General features: G+C 63.6%; 14 protein-coding genes. 9 read left to right on the forward strand and 5 right to left on the reverse strand.

All coding sequences use genetic code 11. The features are described 5' to 3' along the window. Positions 1-231: 231 nt before the first annotated feature. From F7R26_RS08625 to F7R26_RS08645, 5 genes are all read left to right on the forward strand, one after another. A complete protein-coding gene (locus F7R26_RS08625) occupies positions 232-624 on the forward strand; it encodes an RT0821/Lpp0805 family surface protein (protein WP_150985900.1) in 393 nt (130 codons plus the stop codon). A gap of 240 nt (positions 625-864) precedes the next feature. After that, complete coding sequence (locus F7R26_RS08630; protein ID WP_150985901.1) at positions 865-1,248, forward strand: BlaI/MecI/CopY family transcriptional regulator; 384 nt, start codon at positions 865-867, stop codon at positions 1,246-1,248. Continuing rightward, the gene (locus F7R26_RS41590) at positions 1,245-3,098 is read left to right on the forward strand and encodes a M56 family metallopeptidase (protein WP_150985902.1); all 1,854 of its coding nucleotides are present in this window, start codon (positions 1,245-1,247) and stop codon (positions 3,096-3,098) included. Before F7R26_RS08630 ends, F7R26_RS41590 begins: the two co-directional genes overlap by 4 nt. 184 nt (positions 3,099-3,282) lie before the next feature. Further along, on the forward strand, positions 3,283-4,092 hold the full coding sequence (gene blaOXA, locus F7R26_RS08640; protein ID WP_150985927.1) for a class D beta-lactamase: 810 nt from the start codon (positions 3,283-3,285) through the stop codon (positions 4,090-4,092). Between the two features lie 84 nt (positions 4,093-4,176). Next, entirely contained in the window at positions 4,177-5,370 is a 1,194-nt protein-coding gene (locus F7R26_RS08645) for an acyltransferase family protein (protein ID WP_150985903.1), read from the forward strand. Positions 5,371-5,388: 18 nt separating this feature from the next. Here F7R26_RS08645 and F7R26_RS08650 read toward each other — a convergent pair whose 3' ends face one another. Together F7R26_RS08650 and F7R26_RS08655 are read right to left on the reverse strand one after the other, a co-directional pair. Continuing rightward, positions 5,389-7,014 (reverse strand): mechanosensitive ion channel family protein, encoded by a 1,626-nt coding sequence (locus F7R26_RS08650; protein WP_150985904.1) that lies wholly within the window; start codon positions 7,012-7,014, stop codon positions 5,389-5,391. A 225-nt stretch (positions 7,015-7,239) separates the two neighbouring features. Beyond that, positions 7,240-8,232 carry a hypothetical protein gene (locus F7R26_RS08655; protein WP_241754464.1) on the reverse strand — a complete coding sequence of 331 codons (993 nt, stop codon included), beginning with the start codon at positions 8,230-8,232 and terminating at the stop codon, positions 7,240-7,242. A 487-nt stretch (positions 8,233-8,719) separates the two neighbouring features. Between F7R26_RS08655 and F7R26_RS08660 the strand changes: the two genes are divergently transcribed. The 3 genes from F7R26_RS08660 to F7R26_RS08670 all read left to right on the forward strand — a co-directional run bounded on the left by F7R26_RS08660 (position 8,720) and on the right by F7R26_RS08670 (position 13,042). Continuing rightward, positions 8,720-10,126, forward strand: coding sequence for a DUF3300 domain-containing protein (locus F7R26_RS08660; RefSeq protein WP_150985905.1), 1,407 nt, complete (start codon positions 8,720-8,722; stop codon positions 10,124-10,126). A gap of 2 nt (positions 10,127-10,128) precedes the next feature. Next, positions 10,129-10,977: a DUF2950 family protein gene (locus F7R26_RS08665; RefSeq protein ID WP_150985906.1), complete on the forward strand. Its 849-nt coding sequence runs from the start codon at positions 10,129-10,131 to the stop codon at positions 10,975-10,977. A 640-nt stretch (positions 10,978-11,617) separates the two neighbouring features. Continuing rightward, positions 11,618-13,042, forward strand: a complete 1,425-nt coding sequence (locus F7R26_RS08670) for an aminotransferase-like domain-containing protein (protein ID WP_150985907.1) — start codon at positions 11,618-11,620, stop codon at positions 13,040-13,042. A gap of 84 nt (positions 13,043-13,126) precedes the next feature. Here the strand turns inward: F7R26_RS08670 and F7R26_RS08675 are convergent, their stop codons facing one another. The 3 genes from F7R26_RS08675 to F7R26_RS08685 all read right to left on the reverse strand — a co-directional run bounded on the left by F7R26_RS08675 (position 13,127) and on the right by F7R26_RS08685 (position 15,704). Continuing rightward, complete coding sequence (locus F7R26_RS08675; RefSeq protein ID WP_241754465.1) at positions 13,127-13,462, reverse strand: molybdenum cofactor biosynthesis protein MoaE; 336 nt, start codon at positions 13,460-13,462, stop codon at positions 13,127-13,129. 151 nt (positions 13,463-13,613) lie between these two features. Then, complete coding sequence (locus F7R26_RS08680; protein ID WP_150985929.1) at positions 13,614-14,672, reverse strand: Dyp-type peroxidase; 1,059 nt, start codon at positions 14,670-14,672, stop codon at positions 13,614-13,616. A gap of 225 nt (positions 14,673-14,897) precedes the next feature. Beyond that, on the reverse strand, positions 14,898-15,704 hold the full coding sequence (locus F7R26_RS08685) for a family 1 encapsulin nanocompartment shell protein (protein ID WP_150985908.1): 807 nt from the start codon (positions 15,702-15,704) through the stop codon (positions 14,898-14,900). A 583-nt stretch (positions 15,705-16,287) separates the two neighbouring features. Between F7R26_RS08685 and F7R26_RS08690 the strand changes: the two genes are divergently transcribed. After that, positions 16,288-19,068, forward strand: a complete 2,781-nt coding sequence (locus tag F7R26_RS08690; RefSeq protein ID WP_150985909.1) for an ATP-dependent Clp protease ATP-binding subunit — start codon at positions 16,288-16,290, stop codon at positions 19,066-19,068. The last annotated feature ends 23 nt before the right edge of the window (positions 19,069-19,091 follow it).

Below are 19,091 nucleotides of genomic sequence, written 5' to 3' on the forward strand. Positions count from 1 at the left end.
ACGCGGCGGCTTGCGAACGCGGCCGCGGCAAATCGGCTCGCCACGCGCCGCGCCGGAATCCCCCCTGCGGGGATGCAGCCTGGCGTTCGGAATGCGCACTCGATCATGGGTGGCGATTGCGCTAACATAGGCAGCTTTTTCATGTTCTGCAAAGCGCTGGCGGCCCGGTCGGCAGATGTTCGCCGGGTCATGCTCCCCACGCTTTCAGCGCCCCACCTAAGGACACCTTTCATGTCGCTTCGCCTGTTTCTCCGACGCGCGCTGCTCTGCGCCGTCACGCTTGTTCCGGCCGCGCCGGCTCTCGCATACTTCGACTCGTTCATCCATGGCACCGTGATCGGGAGCATGAGCCAGAAGGAAGCGGCCGCACTATACAAGACGGTCAGCAAGACGCTGGACGATGGCGCCGACGGTGCGGTGGTGCCATGGACCTACCCGGCGTCGGGAAAACGCAAGCCGATCGAGGGAAATCTGACGCCGATGAACGGCAAGACCGATAAGGGCCAGTCCTGCCGCCAGCTGAAGCTTCAGTTGAAACGCGCGGACCAGGAAGACAACTGGACCGGCTGGTTCTGCAAGCAGGGCGACGGACGCTGGCGCTCGCGCAAGCTCAGCGACGGTTGAGCGCCTGTCGTCCGGGTTCCACGCCGCACGGCTTAAGGCGGAGTTCCGGGCCATGGAAAGCATGGATATCGCCGTCGCCTACGCCATGTAGGAAGCCATCGGCATTGCGGGAACTGCAAGTTGCGGCTGGCCACTTTTAGGGTGCCGCAAGAAACCGATCGGAAATGCGGGCCTGATGTAGACATTTTGTTCTAGACAAGATATTCTACATCTCGCTTCTCATTCCAATCGGGTGTTTACATGGCCAAAACCGCGCCGTCGATCAAGCCGACCGCTGCTGAACTCAATCTCTTGCGGGTGCTGTGGCAACTCGGGCCCGCCACCGTCAAGCAAGCGCACCTCGCCATGCAGGCCGAGCGCGCGGACATCACCTATGCCACCGTATTGCGGCAGATGCAGCTCATGCACGCCAAGGGCCTGCTGACCCGTGACGAAACGCAGCGGTCTCACGTGTACGCGCCGGCGCAAAGCCAGAATGCGCTGCAGACCAACCTGCTGAAAGAGCTGATCCACAAGGCCTTTGCCGGTTCAGGCAAGGCGCTGGTGCTGGCCGCACTGCGCGGGCACGTCACCAAGGAAGAGCGCGACGAGATACAGGAGTTCCTGCACGGAGAGGATCAGTGAGTGCTGATCTGGTGATTCTTGTCCAGGCGCTAGGCTGGGCTCTGCTGCATTTCCTCTGGAAAGGGGCATTGGTGGGCCTGGCAACCGCGTGTCTGCTGCGGTTGCTGCGCGATGGCAAGCCGCAGAGCCGCTATGCCATCCTGTGCGGCGCGCTAAGCCTGTGTCTTGCGATACCTGTGCTGGATACGTACCGGTATTTCACCGCCGCGGCAGCCGTGCTCGGCGACGTGGACGCATCGAGCGTCCTGCCGGCACTGGCGCGGCGTTCGGCGGCGCCGGCCCTGATGCAGCAGGTCATGCCGTGGGTGGTCGCGCTCTGGCTGTCGGGTGTGCTCGCCATGGCAACGCGTCTTGCGGCCGGACTGGTCTGGATCCGCCGGATCAGCCGTGCCGGCGGCAGCTGGGCGGACGCGCGGTGGCAAGCCTGTGTCTCCCAATTGGCCGCGCGCTGCGGTGTGCGCCGCAAGATCGCACTTCGTGTCGCGCCGCAACTTCCCGGTCCGATGACCGCGGGCTGGTGGCGCCCGGTGGTGCTGGTTCCTGCCGCGCTGTTGACGCAGATGCCGCCTGCGTTGATCGAGGCCTTGCTGGCGCATGAAGTCGCGCATATCAGGCGCATGGATTTCCTTGTCAACCTGCTGCAAGGCGTGGTCGAAGCCCTGCTGTTTTTTCATCCGATCGTATGGTGGCTATCGCGGGGCATTCGCACGGAGCGGGAAGAAATTGCCGACGATATTGCCGCGGCCCTGATCGGCGAGCCGCGGCGCGTGGCAATCGCACTGGAGCAATTGAGCCAGATCCAGGTCGCCGAGGCGCGGCTTGACCCAATGGCGCAGTGGGCGAAGAGCGGCAGCTTGTCAAATCGCATCAGGCGGCTGGTGCGCCCGAATCATCGGCCGCTGGGCTGGAAGATCCTGCTGCTCGCCGGCGCGCTGAGCGTGGCTGCCACCGGCTGGCTCGTGAGTGCGCAGCAGTCCGCCCCCATGCTCGCCGACGGGAGACTACAGGGCGCGGTCGCTGCGGCGGCCCGGCTGTTCTCCCGCACGGCGGCCCACGATGCGCTCAAAGCCTTTGTCGACGCGGTGGAACCTGACAACGTGCTGGTGCTCGACGACAATTCCGGCGAAGTGCTGCTTCAGAAGAACGAGGGCAATGTGGTGCCGATTGCCTCGCTGACCAAGCTGATGACCGCGATGGTGGTGCTCGATGCAAAGCCGGACATGGACAGGATCATCAGCATCAGCCATGCCGATGCCGACGCCTTGAAGTCGATTCGGTCCGGGCTGCCTGTTGGCACGAGCTTGCCGCTTCGCCAAGTCATGCAACTTGCGCTGATGTCATCCGACAACCGCGCCGCCTACGCGCTGGCGCGGAGCTATCCGGGAGGGCTGCCGGCATTCGAAGTGGCATTGCGCGCCAAGATCTCGGCCCTGGGCCTGGCCCACACGACGCTCAAGGAACCGACCGGCCTCTCTGCGCATAACACGTCGACGGCCGCCGATGTCGCCATCATGGCGAGCGCTGCCTCGCGCTATCCGGAAATCACGCACGATACGACCAACGCCAGCGACGTCATCAAGATCAACGGCAAGCCGGTCGAGTATCGCAACACCAATCCGCTGGTCGGGTTGGCCGGTTGGGACATACAGCTATCCAAGACCGGCTTCACCAACGAGGCCGGCCGCTGCCTGATCATGCGGATCAAGTCGGCAGGCAAGAACATCACCATGGTTCTGCTCAGCGCCCGTCGCACGGCGACGTGGGACCAGGACCTGATGAAGCTGCGCGATCTCCTGCGGTCCGGCGCCGTGGCAGGCGAGCAGCGATCGGTCATGACGCGGCCGTACTAACTGTCACCGCGCGCCACCACGGATATTTAGTACTTTTTAATTCCTATTACGCGAGCTTATATCATCCGGGATAAACCCGGATGATTGGACGGCTGCCGCCTTCTTTTTTGCATTCTGCCGCGTCAGCCAATTGAACCAAGTCACCCCCATTCATTGGGATTTTCAACGCAAGCAAGAGAAAAGCATGTTTTTTCGAAAAATCGCACTCGGTGTTTTCGTCGCGGGGCTAATGGCTTCCACCGCGCAGGCCAAGACTATCTGCACGGCCATAGCCGACGCGCAGACCGGAGCTGTGTTGATGCAACAAGGCGCTTGCGACGAGCGCGTGACACCGGCGTCCACGTTCAAGATCGCGATCAGCCTGATGGGCTTTGACTCGGGCTTCCTGAAGGGCACACATTCGCCGGTGCTCCCTTTTCGTGAAGGTTACGTTGACTGGGCCGGCGCCGCGTGGCGTGTGCCGACGGACCCGGACAGGTGGATCAAGTACTCCGTGGTCTGGTTTTCGCAGCAGGTCGCGCAATTTCTGGGGCAAGAGCGGTTCCAGCAGTATGCGGACCTGTTTCAATACGGGAACAAGGACGTCTCCGGTGTGCCCGGGAAAAATAATGGCACGATGGGTGCCTGGTTTAACTCCTCATTGCGGATTTCACCGCTGGAACAGTTGTCCTTCCTGGAGAAAGTGGTTAACCAAAAAATACCGGTTTCTACTCACGCACTGGATATGACAAAGGCGTTGACGGAAATCACCGTGCTGCCTGACGGGTGGGATATCCACGGCAAGACCGGCACCGGCTCGCCTGGCAGTGATGGATCGTACGATCCGGCGCATGCCTATGGCTGGTTCGTCGGGTGGGCAACGAAAGGCACGAAAACGCTTGTGTTTGCTCGCCTGATCCAGGACGAGAAGCTGGAGGAGGGCGCTGCCGGCATACGGGCGCGCGATGCGTTCTTGAAAGAGCTGCCCGCCATCCTGGCTTCGCAAGCATCCTGATCCGCGTGCCGGCCCACGGGCCGGCAGCGCTGCGCGCGGCACCTTGGTGTCAGTCAGCGCATTTCATCTCTGCGAGTCGTCTCTATGAGCGTTGGCCTGCGTAGCAAGCGGATCGACCTGATCCGCGGCCTATCGATTGTTCTGGTCCTGCTGCATCACTTCAATATCGCGTACCGCCTGAATGACACCACGCTGGCCAACGTGATTGGCTGGGAAGCGGTACGCGCCGTTGCCCGCAATGGCAACTATGGAGTGACGATGTTCTTCGTCGTCTCGGGCTTCCTGATCACGTTGAATGCCGAGCGCCGTTGGGGCAGTTTGGGCAACATCGATGCACGGGCGTTCTACGGCCTGCGGGTGGCGCGCATCGTGCCGTGCCTGCTGCTGCTGCTCGCCGTGGTCAATCTGCTGGCATTTTGCGGTGTTTCCATTTTCCAGAATCACGCGGCGGCGGGCACGCCGGTCTCCCTCTGGCAGGTCAACCTGGCGTCGCTGACGTATTGGATGAATGTGCTCATCGGCACGCACGGGTGGGTCAATTACCCCTTGGGGGTTCTGTGGTCGCTGTCGGTCGAGGCGGTGTTCTACCTTTCCTTCCCGATTCTCTGCCTCGTCCTGCGGCGGGAGTCGCGCCTGCTCGCCTTCTGGTCCGCGATCATCCTCATCGGCCCTTTGTACCGCCTGGCCCACCAGGGCGACGAAGGCGGCTTTCTCTATGCCTACTTTGCCAGCTTTGATGGCATCGCCATCGGCTGCTGCGCGGCCTTGCTTGCCAAGCGGATCTCGCTGCGCGGCCGGCTGGCCTTGGCCATGCAGGGCATCGTGGCGGCAGGCATGGCGTGTCTCTACTTGTCCTGGCCTATCGCGCGGAGCAATGTCCTGGGTGTCACGGCAATGGCCCTGGGAACAGCCGTGTTGCTGTTGGGCGCGGACGCCCGGGGTGGCGCAAGCCGGCCAGACCGTTCCCGCTTTTCGGCGCTCATCGGGTGGTTTGGGAAGCGCAGCTATGAGCTCTACCTGTTCCACCTCATCGTGCTGGGTGGACTGCGAACGGTGTTCCCACCCAGGCTGGTCACGGGAGATGAGAAACTTCTCCTGCTGGTCGCATTTTTTGCGTTCTCGGCAGCGCTGAGTGTGGTCATCGCGCATTGGTACGCGGAACCGCTGAACCGCATCGTCCGGCGGCGCCTGGCTCCGACTACGCCGATCCCCGCATCAATCCCCGCGCCAGCACCCGAGACGTATTCGAGCACGTACCATGCCGCAGATGCCGAATAGTGTGCCGGCGGGCTCGCGCTAGGTGCCGCCGTGCCCGGCGTCCTGCCATTGCCCGGGCTTGACCAGGACGGGCTCCTCGGGCTGGGCCATGAAATGCGGCGACATGATCTGCACGCCGTTGCGGTTGAACTCATCCTGGATCTCCGCGTGCAGCGATGACAGTGCCAGCGGGCGCAGGGTGGGATCGGCGATGGCGACCATCAGTTCGTACTCCACGTAGTAGTCGGACAGCGCGCGCTGGACCACGAAGGGCGCAGGTGTCATGGCGACATGCTTCATGCGCGAGGCGGCCGCCAGCAGCATGGCGTGGACCTGGCGCCATGGCGTGTCATAGCCGATGGTGACGGTGGTCGCCACCAGGGCGCCGAGGTCGCTGGCATGGCGCGAGTAGTTGACGATGGGCGACGCCACCACGAGCGCATAGGGGATGGTGATCTCTTCGTTGCGCACATTGACCAGCTTGACCGATAGCGTATCGATCGACACCACCGTGCCGATGTTCTCTCCGAGCGCGACGAAATCGCCGCGTTTGAGCGCGCGTGAGTAGATCACCACCATGCCGCTCATCAACTGGTTGACGATGCCCGCCGAGCCGAGCGTGATCATGAAGCCGAACAGCACGCTCAGGCCCTTGAACACATCGCTCTGGGAGCCTGGCAGGTAAGGGTAGGCAAAGACGAAGCCAAGCGCCCACACCAGCAGCACCACGACACGGCGCGTGGCGCCGGCGGTTTCCTGATGCAGGCCGGGCAGGTCGAGCCTGCCGCGCAGCGCGGCAGCGAAGATGTTGTTCACCATGGCATGCACGGCGCGCGTGATCAGGAAAATCACGATGGCGGTGATGATGCCCGGCAGCGCTTCCACGCACGCTAGCGCGATCCGGTTGAGCATGCCCAGCAAAAACGCACCCAGGCGGCTGCCCATGGGCTGCGAGGCCGGGAACCGCTCCAGCACGAAGATCAGCCACAGGTAGAGCAGCAGCGTGAACAGGCAAAGCGCGAGCAGTTGCACGAGTTGCCGCGCCAGATGATAGGCCGTCCCGGTCCAGTCGAATCCGCGTGAGGTGCGGCTCAGCAAATGGGCTTCCAGGATGCGTTGCATGCCGGCATACGCCCACGCGCGCAGGCGGGCGATGCCCCATCCCAGCATCCCCAGCAGCGCGGTGGCCAGCAGCGTCAGCGCCGCGCCGCGGATCAGCACCGGCCAGTGCATCTGGTCGCGCCGCGCCGCCATGGCCTGCTGCAGGCGATCCGCGACGTTGCGCACATCGGCATCGAATGGGGTGGAGTCACCAGGCTCGCGATCATTGGCCACGTACGAGAACACCAGGTGGTTGCCAATGCGAAAGGCAACGCCGGTATCGCCGCCGAGGCTGGTGGATATCCATTGCACGGGCAGGGCAAGCTCGGTGCGGTTCAGGCTGGCGAGATTGGCCTCGGCACGATCGCGCCGGACTTCGGGCGACACGCCGGCGACGGTGGCGCGCAACGAGACGATCGGGCGGTCCAGCAGCGTGACGGTGGGTACCGTCGTGCGCTCCACGGCGCCGGAATCGGGCGGCGCGCTCTCGGCGTGCAGGCAACTGCTGGCTATCGCCATGGACATCAGCATCAGGCTGATCAGCATCCTGAACCCATTACGCATTGCCACTCCAAGCCCTTAATGACTTTCAGCGGATTCCGTTTGTTTCACGCGCAGGCGCGATCCGGCGCAGTCGATGCCCGGGCCAGTTCCAGTCAGCCTAAGTGGGCGGCCGGTTAAGCGCAATTCACATTTTTCGACGCGCGATATTAGGATTTCAACGCGGCAAACGGGCGGATCGATGCTGGCTGCGCCGGCTTGGCGGGGCATTTGCGCTGGCGCGGTAGGCTAGAAGCTGGCGGCCAGCCCCAGCGAGACACCTGACACGTTGTTGCCAAAGACATAGCGCACCACGGCCCGTATGCGCGTGACGAAAACCTCATGTGCACTGGTGTCGAGCTCCAGGCCGGTGCCCAGCGTGGTCAGGTTGGTGAACCCGAGGATCTCGGACTGGCTGCCCAGATAGCGCGAGTGCGACAGCTCCAGCACATAGCGCACCGGGCGGTCCAGGGCACGCAGGCCGGTGGGCGCCCGCCAGCGGGCATACAGGTTGGCGGTCTGGGCGGAAGCGGAGCCTTGCACCGCATTGGCACTGCCGCCGAAACTCTGCAGGTGGATATTGGTGTATCGCAACTCGATGTCCACCTCATGGGTTTCCCGGTAGTGCTCCCAGTCCAGCATGACAGAGCCGCCCAGCCCGTAGGCGCTCAGGGTGCCGTGGTCGAGGAAATTGAGCTGCCGGTCGGTGATGCGTTCGGTGGCAAACTTGGCCACGGCGAGATCGCTGGCCACGTAGCCGAGGGAGATGTTGAAAATCGGCCGGAACACCAGTTCCTTGCTTTCTGTCAGCGGGAAATCCCAGCCTATCCCGCCGGTGGCGGCGACGGTATTCCAACGGGTTGGCACGGATCTCGATTCGGTGCCGTTGGTCGCGATGAACTCGGGATCGTACCGGCTATAGGCAATCGCGCCTTCCAGGTAAATCGGAAACGATTTGCTCATGGTCGCGCCGCCGCCGAGCTGCGACATCACTATGCCCGGGTTGCCACTGCTGGCGTTGTTGATCGACAAAGAACTGGAGGTCAGGTCTGGCACCACGGAGTACGACATCAGCGACAGCACGCCGTTGGCGCGTTTCTGCACGTTGGCGTTGACGAAATGAAGGTCCGGAGACGGCTGGGCGCCGACCAGGGCGGAGGCTAGCGCCGCCGCGCCCAGGATGAGGCGGCGGGCAGCGGTGCGCAGTCCGGACCAGACATGCTGTTGCACGGTGGAACGCATGTTGGGCGGGTCGTGCCTCATCTGTGCACCATGGGTCTAGGCTGTTCGCAATCGCCCGGAGCGGGGCGGCTTGGCAGGCGCGTCTGTCATCGGGAAGCCCTGGACTGGGCACCTTGGCCACTTTGGCCACCTTGGTTGACCGCTATGTAGGTTAGCTGCCAATTGTGCGGTTGCGCTACCGTCATGCCATTCAAATTCCTTTGTGACGAGATGAATTCTTTCGATCGCACGATCCATGGGCGTGGCGCAGGCGCCAGAGCGACGGGAAGGCGGCGGGAATGCAGCGGGAAAAGTGGGGCAATCTCCGCAAGATGTTCTAGATTCGTTCTGTGTCCCACCAATTTGTTTAAGGTGGACCACAGAGATATTGAATTGCCAGGCATGCGTGCGCAGGCTTATCGTGCTGGCAGGCTGGGCTCCCGTAGAAGCCGCCGGGTGCCGTTGGGCGGGTTGAGGCCAATGTCTGTCTTTTCGTGAAGAGGCAAAAATGCGTCGATTAAGCGTGTTGGCAGCTTGGTGGCTGGGGCTGGTCATGCTGTTCCCGGCCGGCCCGTCGCTGGCGCAGGCCAGGCTGGACCATGGGCAACTGGACCAGCTCACGGCGCCGATTGCCCTTTACCCGGATGCCTTGCTGTCGCAAATCCTCATGGCGGCAACGTATCCCGAGGACGTGGCGGCGGCGGCGGCATGGTCAAAGTCCAATCCCAGCCTTTCCGGGGATGCGGCCACCAAGGCCGTGGCCGGCGAGCCCTGGGATCCCAGCGTGCAATCCCTGGCGGCGTTTCCCTCCGTGCTGGACACGATGGGCCGGCAGCCGCAGTGGGTGCTGTCGATCGGCAATGCGTTCCTGGACCAGCCCAATGACGTGATGGACTCGGTACAGCGCTTGCGCGTGCAGGCGCAAAAGGCTGGCAGCCTGAAGACGACGGAGCAGCAGAAGGTGGTGACGCAGACCACCGGCGGCACCACGATCGTGCAGATCGAGCCGGCCAACCCGCAGGTGGTGTATGTACCGGCCTACAACCCCACCGTGGTCTATGGCACATGGGCATACCCCGCCTATCCCCCCGCCTATTACCCGCCGCCGCCGGGCTCGGTCTTCGCCACGGCCGTGGTCGCCGGGATCGGGTTCGGCCTGGGCGTTGCCGCGGTCAACTCGATGTGGGGCGGTTTCAACTGGGGCCGCCATGACGTCAACATCAACGTCAATCGCTATAACAACGTGAACGTCAACAACCGGCTTAACGTCAACAGTAGCAACACGAGCTGGCAGCACAACCCGGCGCACCGCGGCAACGTGCCGTACAACAACCCGAATGTCAGCAACCGGTATGACAAGCAGCGCCAGGCGGGCCTGACCAGCCAGCAGCCGGCAGGGGCGGGGGCAGGGCAACGCGCGGCAGCGCCGAACTCACGCGATGCGCAGCGTGAGCGCGCAGCGCAGTCGGTGCAGAGCCGCACCGGGGAGTCCATCCCTGGCCATGGCGGGGCGGGAGAAAACAGGGCCGCGTCGCGCGGCAGCGCGCCGGACAGCAATCGCGCGGGCGGGCGTGGCAGTGCCGATCAAGGCCGCAACGTAGGCGGCGGCGGGGCCGGCGAGGCACGCAAGCCAAGTGGCGCGGACCGGCAGCGCGCCGACCAGGCCGATGCGCGCAACCGTGCGCGCGACGCCAACCGCGACAGCGCCCTGCGCGACGCGGGCAATGGCGACAAGGTCAAGCAGCAATCGCAGCGCGCGGCAATGCCGCGAGACACTGGCAGCGCACGCCAGGCCGCGGCCCCGGCCCGCCAGCAGAGCCCGCAGCCCCGGGCCGCCGCACCGCAACGCGGCGGCGGGGGTGGTGGACTCGGTGGTGGCGGCGGCGGCGGACTTGGTGGCCATGGTCGGAGATAAGCATGATGCGCAAAATCGTATGTGCCCAAACCGCGCGTGGGCTGCGCATCCTGGCGGCAACGCTCGCGCTCGCCACTCCCGTGCTGGCCCAGCAAGCGTATCCCACGCCGGATGCCGCGGCCAACGCCTTGGCCGATGCCATAGCCACTAGCGACAGCGATGCACTCAAGCAGGTGCTGGGGCCGCAATATCCATCTCTGTTACCGGAGGGCGGCGTGCAGCGCGACGACGTCTATGCCTTCCTTGGCGCCTGGGCGAAGCACCACGCCATCGAACAAACCAACGATAAAGAGGCAAAGCTTGCCGTGGGCGAATCGGGCTGGACCTTCCCGGTGCCGATCGTCAAGGCCGGCAATGGCTGGAAGTTCGACTTGCGTGCAGGCCGGCAGGAACTACGTATCCGCCGCATCGGGCGCAACGAGCTGGAGACGATTGCCATGCTGCGTCAACTGTCCGATGCGCAGCAACAATACGCCAGGGAAGTTGGCGGCGGCAGCTATGCCAGGCGCCTGGTGAGCCGCACCGGCAAGACCGACGGGTTGTACTGGCCCGCCGACTCCGATGCCGAAAAAAGCCCGCTGGGGCCGGATGCGCTGGTGATGGGCCCCGATACCCCCGCCGCCGAAGCGTTCCACGGCTACCACTACCGCATCGTGACGCCTGGCAAGGGTAGCGAGGCAAAATACGTATTCCTGGCCTGGCCGGTGGCGTATGGCCAGACCGGCACGCAGACCTTCGCGCTCGACAGCAGCGGCACGTTGTACCAGCGCGATCTTGGCGCCGACACAGCCTCGCGGGCCAAGGCCATGAGCGTGTTCGCGCCGGACGCCGGCTGGCAGAAGGTGGAGTAGGGTGGAGTAGGGCTGATGCGGGCTCTCCCTGACCCGCTCCCTCTTGTCGGGCGTGCGCGTAAGCCGGACCACGCCTGACCCGCCGGACCCGCCGGACCACAACAAGACATGCCGCGCTAAACGCGCTTCCTCGGTTTTCGCGCTCAAGGTGCTCGCCGGCTGCGGCGGAACGACTAACTTCCCTTGCGCATGGCTTGTCACGTGGCGATCTGCGCACGGCATCGCAATGTGAAATACAGCTTTCCCTATCTCACGCCTAGACTGCAACTGTGTTCTGTTTCGGCGCACACATGTGTGCTTCTTGTGAATACAGCTTCGCCCCTACTATTCCTTCCAACAAAATCACGCGTGGCCAGTTCCCGTCCCCAAGGCGTCGGTGACGCGCATGCATCGGAGCTACCGTCGTGAGAGACGAAGCAGGGAAGACAAGCGAAGCCTACCCTCAACTTGCCGCTGGGTTGCACCCCGGACGACTCGACCGCATTGCACTGCGCGGCAACAGCGTCATCGGCATTGATCCCTGCAGTCTGGCCGCGCAGTCGCGGCCACAATCTCGGCCACAAGTGCGGTGGCAATCGGACGATCAAGACGTCTGCCATCGCGATGCACCTCGCGGCGATGCGGTTGGACGGAGCCTCCGGTGAAGCTCTACGAAAAGTTTGCCGACGATATCGAGCGGCTGATCCAGCAGGGCGTCTACCACCATGGCGAGCGATTGCCTTCCGTTCGGCAGGCTAGCCAGCAGCACCGGATCAGTATCACCACGGTACTTCATGCTTACCTGCTGCTGGAAAGCCGCGGCCTGCTGGCGAGCCGGCCGCAGTCCGGCTACTTCGTCGACCTGCAGCACGGAAGCGACGAGCGGCAAATGCAAGCGTTGCGGGCTTCGAAGCCGATCGCCATGTCTGCCTCGGTGGACGTCAGCCGGCTGGTGCTTTCGACCTTGCGCTCGATCGGCGCCGGCGATGCCGTCCCGCTCGGCTCGCCGTACCCGGATCCCGTTATGTTTCCGTTCGAGAAGCTGAACCGGTACGCCTATATGGCTGGCCGGGAAAAGACGCTCTGGAACGTGACGAACGCGCTTCCGCCAGGCAATCCGCGCCTGGTCCGCCAGATCGCGCGCCGCTGCCTTGAGAACGGCATGCCGGTCGACCCGAACGAGATCATCGTCACCGTGGGCGCGACCGAGGCGATCAATATCTGCCTTCAGGCCGTGGCAAAGCCAGGGGATGTGATTGCTGTCGAATCGCCGACGTTCTACGCCATGCTGCACGCGATCGAGCGCATGGGCATGAAGGCGATCGAGGTGTCGACGCATCCCGGGTACGGCATCGATATTGCCGCCCTCGCAGTGATCATGAAGTCGCAGCCGATCGCAGCCTGCATGGTCATGCCCAACTTCCAGAATCCGCTTGGCTTCCAGATGCCGGATGAACGCAAGCGCGAACTCGTCGAGCTGCTGACAAGAGCGGACATCCCGCTCATCGAGAATGCGGTGTACAACGAGCTGTATTTCGGCGGCACGTATCCCAGCACGTTGAAGACCTATGACCGCAAGGGCATTGTTTTGCATTGTTCGTCGTTCTCGAAGAGCCTGACGGCAGCCTATCGCATCGGCTGGGCGCTGCCGGGCCGCTACCGCGATCAGGTCGAGAAGCTCAAGTTCCTGAACACCCTGGCAACCCCGACGGTTCCGCAGCTTGCCATCGCGGAGTATCTCGAGCATGACGGCTACGAGCATCATCTGCGGAGGATTCGCAAGGCCTACGCGCAGCAGGCCAACCTGATGCGAGCCATGGTTTCCCGCTTTTTTCCAGAGGGAACGCGCATGTCCAGCCCGGCCGGCGGCTACGTGCTCTGGATCGAGCTACCCCAGAAGGTCGACGCGATGCAGCTCTATCAGCTAGCGCTGGAGCGCGGCATCACGATCGGGCCAGGGTATATGTTCTCGAACTCCGGCAGCTACCGGAACTTTATCCGCCTCAACTACAGCAGCCCTTGGTCGAGCCGGATCGAGGAAGCGGTGATCGAGGTCGGCAAGCTCGTCGCGATATGTGCGCGCTGACGGCAGGCGGGTGGGGCGATGCCGCGGTAGCCCTCCGTCCGGGGCGCTGCCGTCAGGCATCGATCAGTCGCCCGTGACAGGGGGTCAGCCCCAGCGGTTCACTGCTCGCTCGTCTCGCGCCTTGGACCCGACCCATTCCGATGTGCCGTCGCGTCGGATCTCTTTTTTCCAGACACCGAACTGGCGCACGACCCCCAGGAAGTTCACGACCGCACCCACCTTGGGATTGCGCGTGATGGGATCGATCTCCGCTGCGAAGTCGATCGACTGGTGCTGCACGCGCACCTCGAAGCCGGCGGCAATGGCTCGCTGCGCGAAGTCCGCGCTCTCCGTGCCCTGCGCGACGTCCTCGGCGCGGGCCCCACTGCCCATGCGGGGTGCAACGTCGGCCGTCATCTTTGGATGGAACGTTGATGTCATTGTTGTTCTCCTGGTAACGACGGACGGGCATTGCAGCTTTGTGGCGCCCTTGAAGGCATGCAGTCAGCGGTTCAGAGCATTCGCGAGTAAAGGCGCCGCCGTTCCATAGCACGGGCTTGGCACATGCCGTGCGCGGTCCGCGTCAAGCCGGTCAATCGGCTTCCGATGCCCCTTTGAGCGAACCAATCTTCAGGGAACCGTCCTGGCGTTGCGCCTCGGGCGAGAAAGGAGAGCCGTGACCTGCGCTGTCTGCTTGCATGGCATTGGGGTGACGCTCGGCAAGGTCTTCCAGCAGCGTGGCCGATGGAATGAAGAACAGGCCGCCGGTGACTGCCCTGCTGAAGTCAAGCAGCCTGTCATAGTTTCCAGGTGGTCGCCCGACGAACATGTTCTCAAGCATCTGCTCCAGCGGCTTGGGCGAGCGGGCATACCCGATGAAGAACGTGCCAAACTCGCCTTTGCCCGGCTGGCCAAAAGGCATGTTGTCGCGCAGGATCTTCACCTCCTCCCCGTCTTCCTCGAGCGTGGTGAGCGAACTATGCGACGACGACGGCTTGACCGCGGCATCGAGCTCGATGTCCGACAGCTTCGTGCGGCCGATGATCCGCTCTTGCGTCTCGACGGAGAGGCTGTTCCAGCCCGCCATGTCATGCAGGTACTTTTGCACCATCACGTAGCTGCCTCCGGCGAACGAGGCGTCCTCATCGCCAATGATCGTGAAGCGGACGGACTCGGCGCCCGTCGGGTTCTCGGTGCCGTCGACGAAGCCGACCATGCTGCGCATGTCGAAATAGCGAAAGCCATGCACTTCGTCAACCACCGACACGGCCGCGCCAAGCCGGCCCATCAACTGCGTTGCGAGTTCGAAGCACAGGTCCATCTGGTCGGCGCGAATGTGCAGGAGCAGGTCGCCCGGCGTCGCCATGGCGTGGCGGTCGCCGGCACCGAATTCGCGAAAGGGGTGCAAGCCAGCAGGGCGGGGGGCTCCGAACAGTCTGTCCCAGGCATCCGAACCAAATCCGCAGACGCACGAGAGGTTGCCGCCGGGGACTCGCTTTCCCACGGCACGAACGAGGGCACCGATATCAGCGCACAATGCGCGCACGGTATCCGCGCTGTTCTCGCCCGCGGACAGGACCGCGACGATGAAGATCGCGCTACTGGTGATCGGACTAGATACGGCTTGCTGCTCGGGGATGATGTTTGCCATGTTGACGAGTGTCTTCCAGGACGAGTTTCGAGAATGGTGGAGTGATAGATGACTGTTCGCGATAGCCGGACCGCCGTCTATCCTATCATTCAAAGGTGCCTATGCCTGGTGGATGGCCTGCTTGTCGCGCGGGAAGGTCAAGCTCGCCGAACGCAAGCGTCGCGGGTCGCCCCTGTGTTCATCGATCGGATGGTCGACAGACATACGCGGCACTCGCCGGGTCATCTAACGCTCCGAACTTCCAAGCACGACGGCTGCCTCGGCGGTCAGCATGAGGAAGGTGAGCGTTTCCTGAAAATATAGTCGAACGGTGGCTTCGGTATGGTCAAGGTAGCCGATCGATACGTCCTGGCCGACGTGCAGTTCGAAGTCGCCGCCCCGCGCGGTGAGCACTACGCCGCCGTCCATCGCCGGCGCCCAGATGATGTCGCCGTCCACAAGCTGGCGAATGTCGCGCAGAACAGGATATCCGTTGTCAGTGGCCCCGCTCACGGCCGTGAATGGCTTGTCGCCCAGAAGTAGCCTGTAGGGCCCGTCGACACCAGCACGGCGCAACTGGTCCACCGCCTGCGCCACCACGGTTGGATATCCGCCGATATCGGGTGGAAGGTCCAGCGCGGCATTGCTGGCACCCTGAGTGATTCCCTGAATCCCGGCCGCCGCATAGCCGTCGAAGACAATGCGATCCTCGGCCTGTGCGAGCTTGCGCGCCGCATCCTTCAGTGGCTGCAGGTCGGGATTGTTCGAACCACGTTCGACGCCATCCATCTCCTGGCGCGACAGCGCAAACGGGACCCGAAGTTCCACCAGCGCCCGCACATCGCGTTGGACCGCTTCGATGCCATCGCCTGGCGGGGTGATTTCCCGCAGCTGGCCAGTGCCGACCGCGGAAAATTCGAAACCCTTCGGTCCAACCAGATCGACAACACGCCGAGCGGCAAAGTAGCGTTTGAGGGTGCGAGATGCTTCCTGCTCAATCTGCTCCCAGGCACCTTCGGAGATTGGTGCCAACTGCCGATGGAGATTGTTCATTTGAAGGCTTCCTTTGACTGGCCGCTACACGTCGGAGGTCATGCGTCGGATAGTCATGCCGTTTTCGTTGGATGTCTGGTGTTCGCTTCTTTCAACCGCGGCCTCCGGCGTGCCGGGCGTGCGCGTCGTTGCGTTGTTGCGTTGTTGCTCGAGCATTCTCAATGAACGTCACAGGCCGGGCAAGAGCACAGCAAGGCTTCTGCCGCATCGTATTGTGCAAGCCGATCCCACTGTGCTCTAAACGGTGCTCGCCGCCACGCCCGGAGATCAGGAACCGTGCCGCCGCATCCAGTCCTCTTTCGCGGAACGGAGGGGAAAGAGGGACAGCACAGTCCACGCGTACCGGTCGTTCTCAACTGTATCTTTGCGGCGGCCTGGCGATCAGCTATGTTAGCCACAGGCTGATGTTGCTGCGACGAACTCGGAAGCGCACCAAAACGTACCAGGACGAGGGCAGAAGAATCAGTCAACACCTGGATGATTCCAGTGGCCTGCCGGCCTCGCATCTCCAGAACAACCCGGCTGCCATGCCGCAACCGATTCGAACAGTCTGAAGGCTTTGACCAACAGGGATCTTCACGCCATGCCAGACCTTTGCGATATCTGTAATGCACGCCCCGCCGTTGCCCGTGTCACCGTGATGGAGCACGGCGCGCGCAGGACACTCTCAATCTGTGACTATCACTACCGGCAGATGTTGCGGCACCAGAACATGCTGAACCCGTTCGACTCGCTGTTGAGCGGAGCAAGCGGGCTGTCCCATCTGTTCGGGGGCATGGGCGGCGAGGCCGACGATGCGGGCTCGTTCTCCGCCGAGGTGCCGCGCGAATCGGTCGATGCCACGGACGCCTTCAGCGAGCAGACGCTGGAACTGTTGCAGCGCGCGGGAGAAAAGGCGCACGAGTTGCGCCGCGCCGAGCTCGACACGGAGCATCTTCTGTACGTGCTTGCCGACAACGACATTGCCGGCGCGCTGCTCAAGGAACTCAAGATCTCGGCGCAGGACATCAAGACCTACATCGATGAGCATGCCCGCACAGGGGAAGCGTCCCCCGACGCGCCGCTCGAGCGGATGACGATCTCGCCGCGTTTGAAGAAGGCCTTTCAGTTTGCCTTCCAGGCGTCGCAAGAACTGGGCCACTCGTACGTCGGGCCCGAGCATCTGCTGATCGGTCTTGCCGCGGTGCCCGAGAGCATCGCGGGAGCCCTGCTCAAGAAGTATGGCGTGACACCGGAAGGCTTGCGCCAGAAGGTCGTCAAGGTGGTGGGGAAGGGCGCGGAGGACGGCCGCCTCGAAGGCGGCACAGGCACGCCCAACCTGGACAAGTTTGGCCGCGATCTCACCGCCCTGGCGCGCCAGGGCAAGCTCGATCCGGTGCTGGGGCGCGCACAGGAAATCGAGAGCACGATCGAGGTGCTTGCCCGGCGCAAGAAGAACAATCCCGTGCTGATCGGTGAGCCGGGCGTCGGCAAGACAGCCATCGTGGAAGGACTGGCACAGCGGATCGTCAACGGCGACGTGCCGGAGGTCCTGCGCGACAAGCGGCTCGTCGAAGTGAATATCAACGCGATGGTTGCGGGAGCGAAGTACCGCGGCGAATTCGAGGAGCGCGCGCAAAAGCTGATCGAGGAGGTCACCGCGAAGCAGGACTCGTTGATCCTGTTCGTGGACGAGTTGCACACGATCGTCGGGGCCGGGCAGGGCGGGGGCGAGGGCGGTCTCGACATCGCCAATGTGCTCAAGCCAGCGCTGGCGCGCGGCGAGCTCAGCCTGATCGGCGCAACGACACTGAATGAATACCAGAAGTACATCGAGAAGGACGCGGCGCTCGAGCGGCGCTTTCAGCCGGTCCTTGTGCCGGAACCGAGCGTCGAGCAGACCATCGTGATCCTGCGCGGCTTGCGTGACAAGCTGGAGGCGCATCACCAGGTCACCTTCTCCGACGACGCCTTTGTCGCGGCCGCCGAGTTCGCGGATCGCTACATCACGTCGCGCTTCCTGCCCGACAAGGCGATCGACCTGATCGACCAGGCCGCGGCACGGGTGCGGATCGGCGCGACATCCCGTCCGGCCGCGATCCAGGAAATGGAAGCGGAAGCCGCGCAGCTCAAGCGCGAGCAGGACTATTCGTCGTCGCGCAAGCGCTTCGACGAGGCCAAGCGCTTCGAGGAGCGCATCGGCGAGAAGCAGAAGCAGCTCGACGAGGCGATGGAGGCGTGGCAGCGAAAGACCGGTTCGGAGACGCTCGAGGTGACGGTGGCCACGGTGGCCGAGGTCGTGTCTCGCCTCACCGGCATTCCGGTCGCCGAGCTCACGCAGGCGGAGCGGCAGAAGCTTCTTGCCATGGAGGCGAGGCTGCGCGAGCGGGTGGTTGGCCAGGACGATGCGGTGATCGCGGTGAGCGACGCGGTACGTCTGTCGCGCGCAGGCCTGGGCCAGACGCACAGGCCGATCGCGACCCTGCTGTTCCTGGGACCCACCGGCGTGGGCAAGACGGAGCTGGCGAAGGCCTTGGCCGAGACCGTGTTTGGCGACGAGCAGGCGATCATCCGCATCGACATGTCCGAGTACATGGAGCGCCACGCGGTAGCGCGCCTGATCGGCGCGCCGCCGGGCTACGTGGGCTACGAAGAGGGCGGCCAGCTGACCGAGCGCGTGCGGCGGCGTCCGTACAGCGTGATCCTGCTTGACGAGATCGAGAAGGCGCACGCCGACGTCTACAACGTGCTGCTGCAGGTCTTCGACGACGGTCGGCTCACCGACGGCAAAGGCCGCGTGGTCGACTTCAGCAACACGATCCTGATCGCGACCAGCAACCTCGGTGCCGCCATCATCATGGAGAACCTGGGCCGGCCCGAGGCCGCGCGCAAGCCTGACAAGGCAGTCCGCGAGGCGCTGATGGACGTGTTGAAGGGGCACTTCCGTCCCGAGTTCCTGAACCGGATCGACGAGATCATCGTGTTCAACGCGCTGGCCAAGGAGAATATCCGCGCGATCGTGCACATCCAGCTCGATCGCATCGTGCGTACCGCGGCAGCCCAAGACATCACGCTCAGCTTTGGCGAGGCGCTCGTCGACCATCTGGTCGACGTCGGCTACCAGCCCGAGTTCGGTGCACGTGAACTCAAGCGCCAGATTCGCCAGATCATCGAAACACGTCTCGCCAAGGAGATTCTCGGTGACGCGCTGAAGCCGGGCGACAGCGCCACGATCGATTACGACAAGGACAGCGGTGAGATTCGGTTCGACAAGCGCCAGGCCGAGCCCAAGGCAAAGGGTACCTCGCCCCCCGATGGAACCACGTCCAAGGAGACGGATCCGGAGCGTCGTGCCGGATCAAAGCCGAAGAAGTCGGCCGCATAGTGGACGGCGAGACGCGCCAGGCC

Origin of the sequence: Cupriavidus basilensis (assembly GCF_008801925.2) — a bacterium.
Classification (GTDB): Bacteria; Pseudomonadota; Gammaproteobacteria; order Burkholderiales; family Burkholderiaceae; genus Cupriavidus; species Cupriavidus basilensis.

Excerpts from the sequence above, each read along its gene's own strand:
- F7R26_RS08655 (WP_241754464.1), bottom strand. The coding sequence starts at position 8,232 with ATGCGTTCCACCGTGCAACAGCATGTCTGGTCCGGACTGCGCACCGCT.
- F7R26_RS08680 (WP_150985929.1), bottom strand. The coding sequence starts at position 14,672 with ATGGCAAACATCATCCCCGAGCAGCAAGCCGTATCTAGTCCGATCACC.
- F7R26_RS08625 (WP_150985900.1), top strand. The coding sequence starts at position 232 with ATGTCGCTTCGCCTGTTTCTCCGACGCGCGCTGCTCTGCGCCGTCACG.
- F7R26_RS08645 (WP_150985903.1), top strand. The coding sequence starts at position 4,177 with ATGAGCGTTGGCCTGCGTAGCAAGCGGATCGACCTGATCCGCGGCCTA.
- F7R26_RS08650 (WP_150985904.1), bottom strand. The coding sequence starts at position 7,014 with ATGCGTAATGGGTTCAGGATGCTGATCAGCCTGATGCTGATGTCCATG.
- F7R26_RS08690 (WP_150985909.1), top strand. The coding sequence starts at position 16,288 with ATGCCAGACCTTTGCGATATCTGTAATGCACGCCCCGCCGTTGCCCGT.
- F7R26_RS08685 (WP_150985908.1), bottom strand. The coding sequence starts at position 15,704 with ATGAACAATCTCCATCGGCAGTTGGCACCAATCTCCGAAGGTGCCTGG.
- blaOXA (WP_150985927.1), top strand. The coding sequence starts at position 3,283 with ATGTTTTTTCGAAAAATCGCACTCGGTGTTTTCGTCGCGGGGCTAATG.
- F7R26_RS08665 (WP_150985906.1), top strand. The coding sequence starts at position 10,129 with ATGATGCGCAAAATCGTATGTGCCCAAACCGCGCGTGGGCTGCGCATC.
- F7R26_RS08630 (WP_150985901.1), top strand. The coding sequence starts at position 865 with ATGGCCAAAACCGCGCCGTCGATCAAGCCGACCGCTGCTGAACTCAAT.
- F7R26_RS08660 (WP_150985905.1), top strand. The coding sequence starts at position 8,720 with ATGCGTCGATTAAGCGTGTTGGCAGCTTGGTGGCTGGGGCTGGTCATG.
- F7R26_RS08675 (WP_241754465.1), bottom strand. The coding sequence starts at position 13,462 with ATGACATCAACGTTCCATCCAAAGATGACGGCCGACGTTGCACCCCGC.